The organism is Sphingomonas sp. GC_Shp_5 (genome assembly GCF_026540855.1).
Taxonomy (GTDB): Bacteria; Pseudomonadota; Alphaproteobacteria; order Sphingomonadales; family Sphingomonadaceae; genus Sphingomonas.
The window spans coordinates 33,872-49,272 of the sequence record NZ_JALNUP010000027.1; the positions used below are offsets into that span (position 1 = coordinate 33,872).

Annotated in this window: 13 protein-coding genes; 8 read left to right on the forward strand and 5 right to left on the reverse strand. The window is 68.5% G+C overall.

Annotation, left to right across the window (positions count from 1 at the left end; genetic code table 11):
• Positions 1 to 31 precede the first annotated feature (31 nt).
• The gene (locus tag OXR60_RS17225; protein WP_267397186.1) at positions 32 to 2,530 is read right to left on the reverse strand and encodes an FtsX-like permease family protein; all 2,499 of its coding nucleotides are present in this window, start codon (positions 2,528 to 2,530) and stop codon (positions 32 to 34) included.
• Positions 2,527 to 3,231 (reverse strand): ATP-binding cassette domain-containing protein, encoded by a 705-nt coding sequence (locus OXR60_RS17230; RefSeq protein ID WP_267397202.1) that lies wholly within the window; start codon positions 3,229 to 3,231, stop codon positions 2,527 to 2,529. Before OXR60_RS17230 ends, OXR60_RS17225 begins: the two co-directional genes overlap by 4 nt.
• Here OXR60_RS17230 and OXR60_RS17235 point away from each other — a divergent pair.
• Positions 3,219 to 3,896, forward strand: a complete 678-nt coding sequence (locus OXR60_RS17235; protein ID WP_267397187.1) for an arylesterase — start codon at positions 3,219 to 3,221, stop codon at positions 3,894 to 3,896. The two genes, OXR60_RS17230 and OXR60_RS17235, sit on opposite strands and share 13 nt — an antisense overlap.
• Here the strand turns inward: OXR60_RS17235 and OXR60_RS17240 are convergent.
• Positions 3,865 to 4,557, reverse strand: a complete 693-nt coding sequence (locus OXR60_RS17240) for a TetR/AcrR family transcriptional regulator (RefSeq protein WP_267397188.1) — start codon at positions 4,555 to 4,557, stop codon at positions 3,865 to 3,867. The two genes, OXR60_RS17235 and OXR60_RS17240, sit on opposite strands and share 32 nt — an antisense overlap.
• Before the next feature lie 88 nt (positions 4,558 to 4,645).
• On the opposite strand from OXR60_RS17240, the gene OXR60_RS17245 reads away from it, so the two are divergent.
• The 4 genes from OXR60_RS17245 (at position 4,646) to OXR60_RS17260 (ending at position 10,259) form a co-directional block, all read left to right on the forward strand.
• The gene (locus tag OXR60_RS17245) at positions 4,646 to 6,121 is read left to right on the forward strand and encodes an efflux transporter outer membrane subunit (RefSeq protein ID WP_267397189.1); all 1,476 of its coding nucleotides are present in this window, start codon (positions 4,646 to 4,648) and stop codon (positions 6,119 to 6,121) included.
• A gap of 31 nt (positions 6,122 to 6,152) precedes the next feature.
• A complete protein-coding gene (locus tag OXR60_RS17250) occupies positions 6,153 to 7,268 on the forward strand; it encodes an HlyD family efflux transporter periplasmic adaptor subunit (RefSeq protein WP_267397203.1) in 1,116 nt (371 codons plus the stop codon).
• A 13-nt stretch (positions 7,269 to 7,281) separates the two neighbouring features.
• Positions 7,282 to 8,808 (forward strand): DHA2 family efflux MFS transporter permease subunit, encoded by a 1,527-nt coding sequence (locus OXR60_RS17255; RefSeq protein ID WP_267397190.1) that lies wholly within the window; start codon positions 7,282 to 7,284, stop codon positions 8,806 to 8,808.
• Between the two features lie 119 nt (positions 8,809 to 8,927).
• Positions 8,928 to 10,259, forward strand: a complete 1,332-nt coding sequence (locus OXR60_RS17260; RefSeq protein ID WP_267397191.1) for a chloride channel protein — start codon at positions 8,928 to 8,930, stop codon at positions 10,257 to 10,259.
• Between the two features lie 15 nt (positions 10,260 to 10,274).
• Here the strand turns inward: OXR60_RS17260 and OXR60_RS17265 are convergent, their stop codons facing one another.
• Entirely contained in the window at positions 10,275 to 10,571 is a 297-nt protein-coding gene (locus OXR60_RS17265) for a DUF1330 domain-containing protein (RefSeq protein WP_267397192.1), read from the reverse strand.
• Positions 10,572 to 10,728: 157 nt separating this feature from the next.
• On the opposite strand from OXR60_RS17265, the gene OXR60_RS17270 reads away from it, so the two are divergent.
• The 3 genes from OXR60_RS17270 to arsC all read left to right on the forward strand — a co-directional run bounded on the left by OXR60_RS17270 (position 10,729) and on the right by arsC (position 13,177).
• Complete coding sequence (locus OXR60_RS17270) at positions 10,729 to 11,376, forward strand: DsbA family oxidoreductase (protein ID WP_267397194.1); 648 nt, start codon at positions 10,729 to 10,731, stop codon at positions 11,374 to 11,376.
• A 34-nt stretch (positions 11,377 to 11,410) separates the two neighbouring features.
• On the forward strand, positions 11,411 to 12,496 hold the full coding sequence (locus tag OXR60_RS17275; protein WP_267397195.1) for an alkene reductase: 1,086 nt from the start codon (positions 11,411 to 11,413) through the stop codon (positions 12,494 to 12,496).
• A 264-nt stretch (positions 12,497 to 12,760) separates the two neighbouring features.
• Positions 12,761 to 13,177 carry an arsenate reductase (glutaredoxin) gene (gene arsC, locus OXR60_RS17280; RefSeq protein ID WP_267397196.1) on the forward strand — a complete coding sequence of 139 codons (417 nt, stop codon included), beginning with the start codon at positions 12,761 to 12,763 and terminating at the stop codon, positions 13,175 to 13,177.
• A 456-nt stretch (positions 13,178 to 13,633) separates the two neighbouring features.
• Here arsC and OXR60_RS17285 read toward each other — a convergent pair whose 3' ends face one another.
• Positions 13,634 to 14,440, reverse strand: coding sequence for a hypothetical protein (locus tag OXR60_RS17285; protein WP_267397197.1), 807 nt, complete (start codon positions 14,438 to 14,440; stop codon positions 13,634 to 13,636).
• Positions 14,441 to 15,401 lie beyond the last annotated feature (961 nt).

Sequence of the window (15,401 nt, forward strand, 5' to 3'; positions counted from 1 at the left end):
GGGCCGGCGCGGGGTCTGCCCCCGCGCCGGTTCACAGCTCGCGCAGCGTGGTCGCCGGCTTGGCGCGCAACGCCGGCAGGCTGCCGATCACGCCGATGCCGAGCGTCATCGCGGTCGCGGCCAGCAACGTCAGCGCGACCACCGACCAGTTCGATGCCCAGGGCAGCGCGAACACATGGACGACGACGAACCAGCCGCCGCCCCCGCCGACCAGCAGCGCCACCGTCGCCAGCACCAGCGACAGCAACGCATATTCGATCGCCTGCGCCGCCAGCACCTGGCGCGCGGTGCCGCCGAGCAGCTTGAGGATCACCGCATCGTAGCGCCGGGTGCGCTCGGCGGCGGCAACCGCGCCGATCAGCACCACGATCCCGGCCGCGATCGTCACCGCCGCCGCCGCGCGGATCGCCACCGCGACCTGGCCGAGCACCGCGCCGATCTGGCCGATCACGTCGCCGACGCGGATCATCGTCACCGACGGCAAGGCGTCCGCCACCCGCCGCGCGACCGCGGCATCCCGGCCCGGCGGCGCATAGACGCTCGCGAGCAGGCTGTGCGGCGCCTCCTCGATATAGCCCGGTGAAAACACGATCGCGAAGTTGAGCCCGAGCCCGCTCCAGTCGATGTGGCGCAGCGCCGCAATCCGCGCCGGCACGTCAACGCCGAGCACCGAGACCACAATGCTGTCGCCGATCCGCAGCCCCAGCGCCTCGGCGGCGCGGTCCTCGAGCGACACCAGCGGGGGCCCGCGATAATCGGCCGGCCACCAGCGCCCGGCGACCACCGTGTTGCGTGGCGGCATGCCCGCCGACCAGGTCAGCGTCCGGTCGCCACGCAGCACCCAGGCGCCTGCCGGCAGCGTCTTCATCTCGGCGACCCGTTGGCCCTTCAACGCGACGATCGAGCCGCGCAGCGACGGCACCGCCTCGATCCGCGCGTCCGGCGCGGCGGCGGCCACCGCGGCGCGGAACCGGCCCGCATCCTCGGGCTGGAGATCGATCGTGAAGAAGCGCTGCGCCTTGGCGGGCGCGGCGCCGGCGAGCTCGGCCGACAGGCTGGTGTCGATCACCGCCAGCGCGACGAACAGCGAGAAGCCGAGCCCGAGCGCGACCACCAGCCGGTCGGTCTGCGCGCCGGGGCGGTGGAGGTTGGCGAGCGCGAGCCGCAGCAGCGGTGCGCGCGGCCGCGGCAGCCGCGCGAGCAGCCAGCGCAGCGCTATCCCGACCAGCCACAGCAGCACCACCAGCACCGTCACCGCGGCGACGAACTGCAGCGCAAGCAACCGATCGGTCGCGGTGAGCACGGCCAGCCCGATCAGCGCCGCGAGCAGCGCCGCCATCCCGCCGAGCACCGCGGCGCCGGGCAGCCGCCGGGTCGCGAGCGCATCGCGCAGCAACGTCGCCGCCGGCACCGCGCGCGCGCGCGCCAGCGCCGGCAGCGCGAACAGCAATCCGGCGAACAGCCCGAGCAGCGCCGCGGTCGCCAGCGGCACCGGATAGAGCGCCAGCCGCGGCGCAACCGGCAGCGCCGATCCCGCCATGCCGGCGACGATCCACGGCACCAGCGCGCCGAGCGCGACCCCGGCGAGGATCGCCCCGGCGGCGACCAGCCCGAGCTGGAGCAGGAAGATCGCCGCGATCGTCCCCGAGCGCGCGCCGAGCACCTTGAGCGTGGCGATGATCCGCGTCTTGCCGGCGAGATAGGCCGCGACCCCGCTCCCCACCCCGACCCCGGCGATCGCCAGTGCCGACAGGCCGACCAGCAGCAGGAATTGGCCGAGCTGGGCGATGCCGCGCTTGAGCCCGCCCGCGGCCTGCGCGCTGGTCCGGGCCGACCAGCCGGCGCCGGCGAAGCGCCGCACCAGCCGGTCGCCGGTCGCCTCGGCCCGGGCCGGATCGGCGCGGGGCAGGACGAGACGATAATGGCTTTCATAGAGGCTGCCGGGCTGCAGCAGCCGGGTGGCGTCGAGCCCGGCCATATTGACCAGCGCCGGCGCGCCGAGCGCGAATCCGGCACCGAGCCGATCGGGCTCCTGCGCGATCAGCCCAACCAGGCGGAGCTCGGCGGCACCGACCTTGATCCGGTCGCCGACGCGAACGCCGAGCCGCGCCGCCGCCACCGGGGCGAGCGCGATGCCGTCGCCGCGCGGTCGCGGCGCCAGCGCGCCTGCCGCGAGGCGCGCGTCGCCGACCAGCGGCCAGCCCGCGTCGACCCCGCGCAGGTCGAGCAGCACCGGCGCACCGCCGCGGACGCTCGCCATCGCGCGCAGCGACACCGTCTCCGCAACCCGGCCGGCGCCGGCGAACGCCGCCGCCTCCTCGACGGTGGCGCGGCGCTGCGACACGGTGAGTTCGAGGTCGCCGCCGAGCATCTGCCGCCCCTGGTCGTCCAATGCGGCGAGCAGGCTCGCCGACAGGCTGCCGATCCCGGCGAGCGCCGCGGTGCCGAGGAACAGGCACAAGGCGAGCAGCAGCAGCCCGCGCCCGCCGCGCCGGAGATCGCGCAGCGCCAGCCGCCAGGCGATGTTCATGCGCCACGACGATCGGCGACGATACGGCCATCGGCGAGCTCGATCACCCGCGCGCACCGCGCCGCGAGCGCGGCATCGTGGGTGATCACGAACAGGGTCGCCCCGCTCGCGGCGTGGCGGGCGAACAGCATGTCCATGATCGCCGCGCCGGTGGCGGTGTCGAGGTTGCCGGTCGGCTCGTCGGCGAACAGCAGCCCGGGCTGGCCCACCAGCGCGCGCGCGATCGCCACCCGCTGTTGCTCGCCGCCGGACAATTGCGCCGGATAGTGCCCGGTGCGATCGGCGAGGCCGACCGCCGCCAGTTCCACCTGCGCCCGCGCGAACGCGTCGCTCGCGCCTGCCAGCTCGAGCGGCACCGCGACATTCTCGAGCGCGGTCATCGTCGGCAGCAGGTGGAAGGCCTGGAGCACGATCCCGATCCGGCCGCGGCGCGCGATCGCCAGGCCGTCCTCGTCGAGCGTGGTGAAAACGAGCCCGCTCACCGTCACCTCGCCGCCGGTCGGCCGCTCGAGCCCGGCCAGGATCGCCATCAGCGACGATTTGCCCGATCCAGAGGCGCCGAGCAGCGCCACGCTCTCCCCCGCCGCGACGCTGAGATCGATGCCATGGAGGATGTCGACCCGGCTGGGCGGGCGGCCCAGCGACAGGCGGACGTTGCGCGCGACGATCAGCGCGCTATCGCGGGGAGATGGAGAAGATATCACGCCGCCAGCGATACGGAGGGCATGGCCTGCTTGTCCATCTCGCGTTGCTCGTCGCCGGGCTGGTCGCCCCGCCCGCAGCCCTCGCCGCACCGCGCGCGCCGCTGGTCTGGGCGTTCGGCGACAGCCTGTCGGCCGGCTATGGCCTGCCGCCCGCGGACGGGTTCCCGAGCCAGCTCCAGGCCGCGCTGCGCCGCGCCGGCATCGCCGCCACGGTGCGCAATGGCGGCGTCGCCGGCGACACCGCCGCGCAGGCTCGGGCACGGCTGCGCTGGGGGTTGCGCGGGCTCGGCGTCGCGCCCGATCTGGTGATCGTCGAGCTCGGCGCTAACGACATGCTGCGCGGCCTGCCGGTGGCCCAGGCCCGCGCCAACCTGGATGCGGTGCTCACCGAGCTGCAGCGCCGGCACATTCCCGTTCTGATCGCCGGCATGCGCGCCGCGCCCAACCTCGGCAGCGACTATGGCCGCGCGTTCGACGGCCTGTACCCCGCGCTCGCCCGCGCCCACCGGATGCCGCTCTACCCCTTCTTCCTCGACGGGGTCGCCGCCAATCGCACGCTGCTGCAGGCGGACGGGCTTCATCCCAACCGGCGCGGCGTCAGCATCATCGTCGGCCGGATGCTGCCGGCGGTCACCGCCGCGCTTCGCCAACGACAGGATTGACGCCGAGGCGCTTTGGGGCGGCGCTCGGCTCGGGTGCATAGGCCCTCAGGAACAGCTGGACGATCTCGTCGGCATCCTCCGCGGCCGATGATGCCAGATGCGCCTCGACACCCCACAACCGGCGCGTCTGCGGCCCGACGCACAGGTCGATCAGCCGCTCGGCCATATGGTCGGGCCGCGCCTGGCGTAGCCGCCCCTCGGCGATGTACGGCTCGAGGAACCGCGTCAGCGCCTCGCGGGTATGCCGCGCCGCTTGCTGGTAGAAGATCTGGCCGACCTCGGGAAACCGGCCGCTCTCGGCGACCACCAGCCGCCACGTCTCCAGCGATTCGGGTGCGCTGATCTTGCGCATGAAGGTGCGGCAGAAGGCCGCCAGCACCGTCTCGAGCTCACCGCGGGTCGCCAGCACGTTCGCCAGTTCGGCACGGAAGGCGGCACTGACCTGCTCGATGACGGCACCGAACAGCTCTTCCTTGGATGGGAAATAGCTCCACAGCGTCCCCTTCGAGCCGCCCAGCGTCTTCACCAGTGCCGACATCGACGTCCCCGCATAGCCATGCTCGAGGAACGAGTGCCGCGCCGCCTCGATGATCGCCTGGCGGCGATCGAATTTACGCGCATCGCGCCGCGACAAGGCGGGTTCGGGGATCTCGGCAGACATAATCGTACTATAGGGTACGCTTTCTCATTGACAAGCATGTCGCCGATCCTCATCTGGCCAACCGTACCCATTAGTACGGTTTCTTGACATGCCCTCGCCTCCCTTTGCTGCTTTGCCTGCCGCGGCGCTGTTGCCGCTGGCACTCCTCTCCGCCTGCGCGACCGTGCCCAAATTGGGCGCGGCACCGCAGATCGCCACGCCGGCCCAGTTCGACTCCCGGCAGACGCTTGCTGGCGCTGCCACGGTGACGACCTGGCCAGCGGCGGATTGGTGGACCGGCTATGGCGACACCCAGCTCGACGCGCTGATCGCCGAGGCGCTTGCCGGCTCGCCGGACCTCGCCGCCGCCGCCGCGCGCGTGCGCCAGGCGGATGCCTATGCCGAGCAGGCCAATGCGGCGCGGCTGCCGACGCTGGACGCGACCGGCAGCGTCGGCGCCGCCAAGCAGAGCTACAACAACGGCATCCCGGCAGCCTTCGTCCCTAAGGGGTGGAACGGCACCGGGCAGCTGGCGGCGAACGTCGGCTTCGATCTCGACCTGTGGGGGCGCAACCGCGCCGCTTATGCCGCGGCGCGCTCGGAGGCCGAGGCGGCACGGCTGGATTTTGCGCAATCCTCGCTGATGCTGTCGACCAACATCGCCGATGCCTATGCCGATCTTGCCCGGCTGTTTGCCGAGCGCGGGGTGCAGCAAAGCGCGCTCGCCATCCGTCAGCAAACGGAATCACTCACGGTCGATCGCGTCGCCTCCGGCCTCGACACCCAGGCCGAGCTGAAGCAGGCCCGCGCCGCGGTGCCGACCGCGCGCGCCGACCTGATCGCCACCGACGAACAGATCGCCCTCACCCGCAACCGCCTCGCCTCCTTGCTCGGCAAGGGTCCCGACCGCGGGCTCTCGATCCAGGCGCCGGCGGCGATCGTGCCGTCGCGTGGCATCCCACAGGACGTCACCACCGATCTGGTCGGGCGTCGTCCCGATGTGGTCGCCGCGCGCAGCCGGGTCGAAGCGGAGGCCAGCCGGATCAAGGTCGCCCGCGCCGATTTCTATCCCGCGATCAACCTCAGCGCCGCCTTTGGCCTGCAGGCGCTCGGCCTCGGCAATCTGATCAAGACCGGCTCAACCTATGGCGATGCCGGGCCCGCGGTCAGCCTGCCGATCTTCCGCGGCGGCGAGCTGCAGGGTCGCTACCGCAACGCGCGCGCGACCTATGACGAGGCCGTCGCCAATTACGATCGCACCGTCACCGATGCCTATCGCCAGGTCGGCGATGCAGTGACCAGCCGACGCTCGCTCGCCAGCCAGCTGGTCGAAGCGCGCGAGGCGCTGGTCCAGGCGCAAGGCGCCTATGACGTCGCCCGCCAGCGCTACGAAGGCGGTCTGTCACGCTTCCTCGATGTGCTGACGGCGCAGGACCGCGCGCTTCAGGCGCAGCGCAGCTTCGCCGATCTTCAGGCGCGTGCCTTCACCCTCGATGTCGCGCTCGTCCGCGCGCTCGGCGGCGGGTTCGCCGCCGCCCCCCTCCCGACCGACCACCAGACCAGCAAGGATAGCAGCCGTGGCTGATGCCGATCCCCAATTCCCCCAGGCCGATGCCATGTCCGTCCAGGCACCGCCGCCCCGCAACGGCCGCCGCCGCACGCTGCTCGCCGGTATCGCCGGCGTCGTGCTAGTTGCCGGTGTCGGCTATGGCGGCTGGTATGCGCTGGTCGGCAGCCATTATGTCGAAACCGACAACGCCTATGTCGGCGCCGATACCGCGCAGGTGACGCCGATGGTCGCCGGCCAGGCGCTCGACGTTCGCGTCTCGGATACCCAGGCGGTAAGGAAGGGCGACGTCCTCGTTCGTCTCGACGACAGCGACGCGCGGATCACGCTGGCCACCGCCGAGGCGGATCTTGCGAAAGCGCGGCGCATGTTCGGCCAGACCTCGGCGACCAGCAATGCCTTGTCGGCGCAGGTGCAGGCGCGCGGCGCCGACATCCTCAGCGCCCGCGCGCAGCTGATCGCCGCCCAGGCGAGCTTCGCCAAGGCCCAGGTCGATTTCAATCGCCGCCAGAAGCTCGCCCCCAATGGCGCGGTCTCGGGCGACGAACTGACCTCCGCGACCAACGCGCTGGCCGCGGCGCGGGCGAGCCTAGAGCAGGCGCGCGCCGCCGTCGCCCAGGCAAGCTCGCAGCGTGGCGCCGCGGCGGGCAACCTTGCCGCGAACCAGGCGCTGATCCAGGGCACCAGCGTCGCCAACGCGCCCGATGTGCTGATGGCCGAGGCGCGGGTGCGGCAGGCGCGGCTCGATCTCGATCGTACCGTGATCCGCGCACCGATCGACGGCGTGGTCGCCAACCGCACGATCCAGATCGGCCAGCGCATCGCGCCCGGCGCCACGATCATGCGCATCGTCCCGGTCGGCCAGGTCTATGTCGATGCCAACTTCAAGGAAGGCCAGCTCGAGAAGGTGAAGCCCGGCCAGCCGGTGACGCTGACCTCTGACCTTTATGGCGGCAGCGTCGATTATCACGGCCGCGTTGCCGGCTTCTCCGGCGGCACCGGCTCGGCGTTCGCGCTAATCCCGGCGCAGAATGCCACCGGCAACTGGATCAAGGTGGTCCAGCGTCTGCCGGTCCGCGTCACGCTCGACCCTCGCGAACTCGCTGCGCACCCGCTGCGCGTCGGCCTGTCGATGACGGCCGAGATCGATACCTCGGCCCGCTAGGAGGACAGCGGCGATGGCCGGTACCGATACGTTCAAGCCCCTCGCCGGGCCCACCCTGCTGCTCGCCGGCATGGTCCTGGCGCTGACCAATTTCATGGTGGTGCTCGATACCACCATCGCCAACGTCTCGGTCGCGCATATCGCCGGCTCGATGGGCATCTCGTCGTCGCAGGGGACGTGGATCATCACTTCCTATGCGGTGGCGGAGGCGATCTGCGTGCCGCTCACCGGCTGGCTCGCCGGGCGGTTCGGTGCGGTGCGGACCTTCATCGTCGGGATGATCGGCTTTGGCCTGTTCTCGATCCTGTGCGGCCTGTCGGGTAGCCTGCCGATGATCGTCGCCTGCCGGATCGGTCAGGGCCTGTGCGGCGGGCCGCTGATGCCGCTCAGCCAGACCCTGCTGCTGCGCGTCTTCCCCAAGCAGCAGCACGGCCAGGCGATGGGGCTGTGGGCGATGACCACGGTGGTCGCGCCGATCCTCGGGCCGATCCTCGGCGGCACAATCAGCGACAGCTGGTCGTGGCACTGGATCTTCTTCATCAACATCCCCGTCGCCGCGCTCTGCGCCTATGGCGCCTATCGGCTGCTGACGCCGGCCGAGACCCGCACCGAGCGGCTGGGCGTCGACAAGATCGGGCTGGCGCTGATGGTGCTGTGGATCGGCGCGCTGCAGATCATGCTCGATCTCGGCCGCGAGCGCGACTGGTTCGGCGACAGCCTGATCGTCGCGCTGGCGGTGATCGCGGGGGTCGGCTTCCTTGTCTTCCTGGCATGGGAGTTCACCGAGGAGCGGCCGATCGTCGATCTCAAGGTATTCCGTCATCGCGGCTTCAGCGTCGCCGTGGCGAGCCTCGCCTTCGCTTTTGCCACCTTTTTCGCCTCTGCGGTGCTGATTCCGCAATGGCTGCAGGCGAGCCTCGGCTACACCTCCACCTACGCCGGCTACGTCACCGCCTTCTCCGGCGTGGCGGCGGTGATCATGTCGCCGATCGTCGCGAAGATTTCCGGCAAGGTGGATCCTCGCGCGCTCGTCTGCTTCGGCATTCTCTGGCTCGGGCTGATCTCGCTGCTGCGGACGCACTGGACGAGCGGCGCCGATTATTGGTCGCTGGCGATCCCGCAGATGCTGCAGGGCTTCGGAATGCCGTTCTTCTTCATCCCGCTCACCACCATCGCGCTTGGCGCCGTCGAACCGCACGAAACCGCCTCGGCCGCGGGCGTGATGAGCTTCCTGCGGACGATGGCAGGTGCGATCGGCACGTCGGTGTCCACCACCATGTTCGCCAACAGCACGATCGCATCGCGCAGCGAGATCGTCGGCAGCCTCAACGCGGCCGACACTAGCCAGCAGCTCCAGGCGAGTGGATTTTCGATCGATCAGGTGCGCGGCATTATAGAGCGGACGGTGGAGCAGGAGGCGGCCGCGGTCGCCATCGACCACATCTTCCTGCTGTCGGCGATCATCTTCGGGATCGCCGCGATGGTGATCTGGTTGTCGCCACGCCCGCGGCGGCCAGTGGGAGCCGGCGCCGCGCATTGATACGGCCGGCAGGCGAGCGTCCCACAACCGCTACCGCTGGCATGCTCACATTGGCATTCGCGGGTGCAGACGGTACGGCGCGTGATGATCGCGACCCTTGATGCCGCGCGAAAGGAACGATGGCCACCCTCCCCCAATATCTGATGCAGCTGCGTCATCTGCTGGCAGGGCGGCGGCACAGGGCCCATGGCGCCGTTGCCCTGGTCAATCGACGGCTGGCGACCGGCATCGGGGCGGTCGTGCTGGGGCTTGCGGCCCTCGCGTTCGCAAGGCTCGGCGATGTCGCGCAAGCAGCCTTTGCCCGTCTCGTCGCCGCGTGGTCTTATGCCCCGCTGCTGATCACGCCCATGGTGTTCGGGCTGGTGGCGTACGCCACGCGGTGCTGGGCGCCCGAGGCGCGTGGCTCCGGCATACCCCAAGTCATCGCGGCATCGCGGGACCCTGCCGGCAAGGGCTATGGCCCGCTAGTGTCGCTGCGCACGGCCGCCGCCAAGATCGGCCTGACGCTCGCCATGCTCGGCGCAGGCGGTGCGGTGGGGCGCGAAGGACCGACGGTGCAGCTCAGCGCCGCGATCATGGTTGCCTGCCACCGGCTGCTGCGGGTGCCGGTGACGGCCGGCGTGCTGATCGCCGGTGGCGCGGCCGGCGTCGCGGCGGCCTTCAACACGCCGCTCGCGGGGGTCGCCTTCGCGATCGAGGAACTCGCCTCAGCCTATGAGCAGAAGGTCGCGGTGCTGGTGATGGTGGCGGTGATGATCGCCGGCATGGTCAGCCTCGGGATCGCCGGCGACTATGTCTATTTCGGCACCATGCGGCAGACGCTGGCGCTCGGCTCGGTCCTCGTCGTCGCGCCGGTGGCGGGGATCGTCGGCGGTCTCGGCGGCGGCCTGTTCACGCGGATCGTGCTCGCCGTTGCCGCGCCGAGCCGCGGCTGGTTGATCCGCGCCAAACGCCGTCCCGTCTTACTCGCGATCCTGTGCGGGGTGGTGGTGGCCGTGCTCGGGGTGGTCACCCACGGCGCGACTTGGGGCACCGGCTATGAGGCGACCCGCCACTTGGTCGAGGGTCAGGGCGAGCCCTTGTGGTTCGGCCCTGCCAAGTTCGTGTCGGCGTTGATGGCGACGCTCAGCGGCGCGCCCGGCGGCGTGTTCGCGCCATCCCTCGCGGTCGGCGCCGGCGTCGGCAATCTGCTGACGGCCGCCTTCCCGAACGATCCCGCGGGCGCCGTGGTGCTGCTCGGCATGATCGCCTATTTCGTGGGCGTCGTCCGCGCGCCGCTAACGGCAGTGATCATCATCAGCGAGACTACCGCCAGCCGAGGCATGATCATTCCCCTGTTCGCCACCGCGCTGATCGCCGATCTGGTCAGCACGATGGTCTGCAAGGAGCGCCTGTACCACGGGCTCGCCAAACCGTTCTTGCAGCCGGCTTCGCCTAGCTCCGGACTGTAATGGTCGGCATGGCGATCAGCCCGCGTCGACCCCCTCGACGATGAACACGCGATAGTCCGCGCCCTTCAGGCGATGCTCGCGCGCGGCCTGGTAGATCGGACTGTCATACCAGCCACGCGCCTCGGCGATGCTCGGGAAGGCAAGGATCACACAGCCCTCGACGGGCGCGCCTTCAAGCACCTCCAGCGGACCGTAGAAGGCGAGCGGGGTCATGTCATGCCCGACACGCGCGGCGGGTGCCTGCTCGCCGTACAGCTTCAGTTCGGCGGCATCGGTGGTCCATTCGCGGGTGAAGACGACATAGGCGGTCATGATGGTTCCTCTGCAACGGCAAGCGCCAGTCGGCGTAGATCGCCGATGAACGTGGGTTCCCAAACGGAATGCTAGGGCCGGCAACGAGTTCCGCCCCCGTGCATTGAACGGCTCGCATGCCTACATTCGAGTTCCTTTCCAGCCGCAACGGTGCCGCATGCCCAAGCCCATGAAGATCGACTTCGTTTCCGACGTTTCCTGTCCCTGGTGCATCATCGGCCCGCGCGGGCTCGAGGAAGCGCTCGTCCGTACCGCCGATGTGGTGGCGGCCGACATCACCTTTCAGCCGTTCGAGCTCAACCCGCAGATGGGCAAGGACGGGCAGAATATCGGCGAGCATATCGCGGAGAAATATGGCTCGACGCCCGAGCAATCGGCCGCCAACCGCGCGATTATCCGCGACCGCGCCGCCGCAATCGGCTTCCGAATGCAGATGTCGGAGGCCAGCCGCATCTACAACACGTTCGACGCGCACCGGCTGCTGCACTGGGCGCATGGCGAGGGAAAGCAGGCAGCGCTCAAGCACGCGCTGTTCGACGCCTATTTTACCGATGGGCAGGATCCGTCCGACCACGCAGTGCTCGTCGCCGCTGCCGCCAAGGCCGGGCTCGATCCGGCGCGGGCCGACCAGATCCTCGCGTCCGACACTTACGCGCAGGACGTGCGTGTCGCCGAACAGCTATGGCAATCACGCGGGATCAGCGCTGTGCCCGCGGTAGTCATCAACGATCGCTACCTGATCTCCGGCGGCCAGCCGCCTGAGGCCTTTGAAAACGCGCTGCGCGAAATCGCCGCCGCAGCCTGACCTCCTGCATTACCGTTCCCAACGAAAGATCCCCATGCCAACCTTGTTCGATCCCTACATGCTCGGCACCATTCCGCTGGCCAATCGCATCGTGATGGCACCCCTCACTCGCAACCGCGCCGCCGCCGGCATGGTTCCGGGCTCGTTTGCCGCCGACTATTACGCCCAGCGTGCCTCCGCCGGTCTGCTGATCGCCGAAGCGACCCAGGTGTCGCAGCAGGGCCAGGGCTATCAGGACACGCCGGGGATCTATACCGACGCGCAGGTCGAGGGCTGGCGCACCGTCACCGACGCAGTGCACGCCGCCGGCGGCAAGATCTTCCTCCAGCTTTGGCATGTCGGCCGCGTCTCGCATGCCGACCTCCAACCCCGCGGTGGAGAGCCCGTCGCGCCATCGGCCATCCGCGCCGACAGCAAGGTTTACGTCGGCGGCAGCTTCGTCGACTGCTCGGAGCCCCGCGCGCTCGCGCTCGACGAGATCCCGGGCATCGTCGAGGACTTCCGCCGTGGCGCTGCGAATGCGATCCGCGCCGGCTTTGACGGCGTCGAGGTGCATGGCGCCAACGGCTATCTGCTCGATCAGTTCGCCAAGGACGGCGCCAATCACCGTGACGACATCTATGGTGGGTCGATCGAGAACCGCGCCAGGCTGATGCTCGAGGTCACGAAGGCGGTCGTGAACGAGGTCGGTGCCGCGCGCACCGGCATCCGCATCTCGCCGGTCACTCCCGCGAACGGCATTGCGGACAGCGATCCCCAGCCCTTGTTCGACCATATCGTCGAGCAGCTCAGCGCCCTCCGTCTCGTCTACCTCCACGTCATCGAAGGCGCGACCGGTGGGCCGCGAGACATCGCGCCGTTCGACTATGTCTCGCTCCGCCGCCGCTTCGCCCAAGCCTATATGGCCAACAACGGCTACACGCTCGAGCTATCCAACAAGGCATTGGAGGCCGGCGACGCCGATCTGATCGCCTTCGGCCAGGCGTTCATCGCCAATCCGGACCTCGTTACGCGCCTCGAGCGAGGCGCGCCGCTCAACGAGATCGACAAGGACACGCTCTACGGTGGCGGTGCCAAGGGCTATAGCGACTATCCCACGCTCGAGATCGAGCACGCCTGACACAGGAAGGGCTGCGTCACTAGCGCAGCGCCTTCGGTGTCAGCTCCAGATCGACCATTGGAGCAACAACAGCCACAGCCGCGCTATCGATGATGCTGCGTAGGTCAGATAACGGGCCGGCCATCACAGCTCCGAGGGCAAGTCGCGGCGATTATCTCCCCCGCCGATCTGCCAAACTTGTGTGGCCTGATTGCTCCGTCGGCGCCCCGGAGCTAGGCGCATCGCTGCTTGCCGACCTCACCCGCTCTGCTGAAGGACCGAGTCTTGGCCATCGACATCGTGATCTACCACAACCCCGACTGCGGCACGTCGCGCAACACGCTTGGGCTGATCCGCAATGCCGGAATCGAGCCGCATGTCGTCGAGTATCTCAAGACCCCGCCCTCGCGGGCACTGCTCCTCGGCTTAATCGAGCGCGCCGGCATCACGCCGCGGATGCTGTTGCGAGAGAAGGGCACGCCGTTCGCCGCACTGGGGCTTGGTGATGAGACGCTGTCCGACGAGGCATTGGTCGACGCGATGATGCGGCATCCCCTTCTGATCAACCGCCCCCTAGTGGTATCGCCGCTGGGCGTGAAGCTGTGCCGGCCATCAGAAGCGGTGCTCGATCTGCTGCCGATGCTTCAGCAAGGCGCCTTCACCAAGGAAGATGGTGAGACGGTAGTGGTGGCAACTTGCTAGCGCTCGGCCTGACGCTCGGGTTCCGGCTTACCTGGCCACCACGATGCTGTGGCGATGCTATGGCAATGATCACCCGCACGTCCGAGTGGTGCTACGGCTAAACGCTACCACTTTCCCGTACTTACCTGCGGGGTGCTGAGGCATGCGTTAATAATTGGATCGTCGATCGAAAGGCCGGCTTCTCCGTGGCGGAAACGCGTCCGTCGCAGTTGAACTGAAAAATAGCATCGACCCTGATCCGGCCAACCCAACGCTGATCAATGCCCGTATGTCGCTCCGAGCCACGTCGCGATCAGGACGGCCGCTTTGTAAAGCGTATGCTGCGCGAGCAGGATGTCTTAGCCATCGTTGGTCAGGCACCGCGGGCCGGTCGGCACGGGTCGCCAAAGATGCCGATATTTCCGCGAAAGCGACGACGGGCCGATCGACACGCTTCACGTAAACGCGGCTGAACAGCTACCCGAGCAGCGAGCGAAACTTACAGAAACTTATTTGGTATGTAGAGCGGTATAGAATCCTCCCACAACTGTCAGTAGTTAACCGCTTTCCGGTCCCGTCCGCGTTCATGACCATGATCTGCCCATAAGGCTGGAACGTGTTGTCGTAGATAGCCGCGTCGTCTCGGAAGCCGTACATCCCGCTCGACCAGGCTATGCGTCCGTCATACGTCCACACGGCGTGCGGGTCGTTTGCCTGGCTGGTGGTCAGCGTCTTCAACCCGGAACCGTCCGGGCGGATCGTGCAGATGTCGAAATTCGTCGCGCTGGTCTTGCGGGTGAACACGATCAGCTTGCCATCGGGCGACCAGAAGGGAAGATTGTCGACTTCCTTGGTCAGGATGCGCACGCTCTTGTCGCTGAGATACATGACGCGCAGACCAAAGTTGTTCTCGCCCCAAACCCGATAGCCCAGGTAGCGCCCGTCAGCCGAATAGCTTGGAAATCCCGAATGCACGGTGCCGTCGGTCAGTGCCTCGTGCCCCGAACCATCTGCCTTCGCGCGCATCACCGTAGCTTTGCCGTGCGCCCGCTCTTGAAACCAGGCGCCAACGCCGAACGCGATCCACTGCCCGTCCGGCGACAACGCCGGTTGGAATGCGCCCGCCAGTCCCTTCTTGACCAGCGCCGGATCGAGGCCCGCACCGTCGGCATTGAACACGACCTTCTGGTCGGAACCATCAGGCTTCATGGTGACGATCGAAGAGTTGCCCAACTGCTTCTCCGTGATCGCCAGCCGCCCTTGGCGCGACAGCAACGGGAACACGTCGGTCGAACGATACTCCCATTCGGAGTCCCAGCTGTAGTAGCGTGGTATTCGAACCGGGATGTTGGCAACAGCTTGCGCTCGTTTGATCCATCGCCATCAGCCACAAACAGTTCGGAGGTGGACGGGCCGATGCGGTTCATCAGCATCACGCCCTTCTTGCCAGGCGCAGCCTTGGCGATACCCGATTGCGCGAGTAGCAAGGCGGCGGGCACCGCGACCATGAGCTCCCGACGGTTCACACACACTCTCCTTGGAGGTCTTTGCCGCTCACCGGCTGCCCCCGCCTCAAACCGTTAGCTGAAAGTTTGTCGCACTGCATCGCCGTGGATGCAGAAGTTAGCGAGCGTGATCCATCTCCTATGGGTCATCTTCCCTCCGGCTCGATTGGCGACGTGCGGACCAACCCGGAGCCCTGATTGACCAAGCTCGCCCCTATACGGACCGCCGGCTGGGGCCGGGTGTCAACGCGGGACACGGCGCCATCTGCCGAAGGAACAGCAGCTATACCGATCATGACCAGGGAGCCGCGGCTGTTATGAAGATCGTGCGGACCCATCTACCCGCGTCGCGAGCGCGGGTGATAGCTCAGGCGCATCGGGCTAATCTCAGCGCAGGTTATCGCTGACGCAGCGCCGATGATCCGGCAGGTCGCCCGATTCTGTGGGTCCGGAAGCGAGACCTGCATGATCCGAAAGGCTGTTCGCCGGGCCAGCCATCCCACAGGTGTCGATCGCCACTTGCCTGCTAACCGTCATCCCCGACCTGCGGGAGCGCAGCAACCGGCGTGCGACTTTCTGTGATGGTCACGATATGCCATCGAGCGGCACGGCTCGTCGAGACATTGACGCGTTCAAGCGATGTACCGCTCACTTGCCGGCGCGAACGTCGGTCAGGCTGCAGTAACAGGGAGTGGCGCTTGTCCACGGCAGCCTGCTCGCAACCTACCCCGCCAACCACG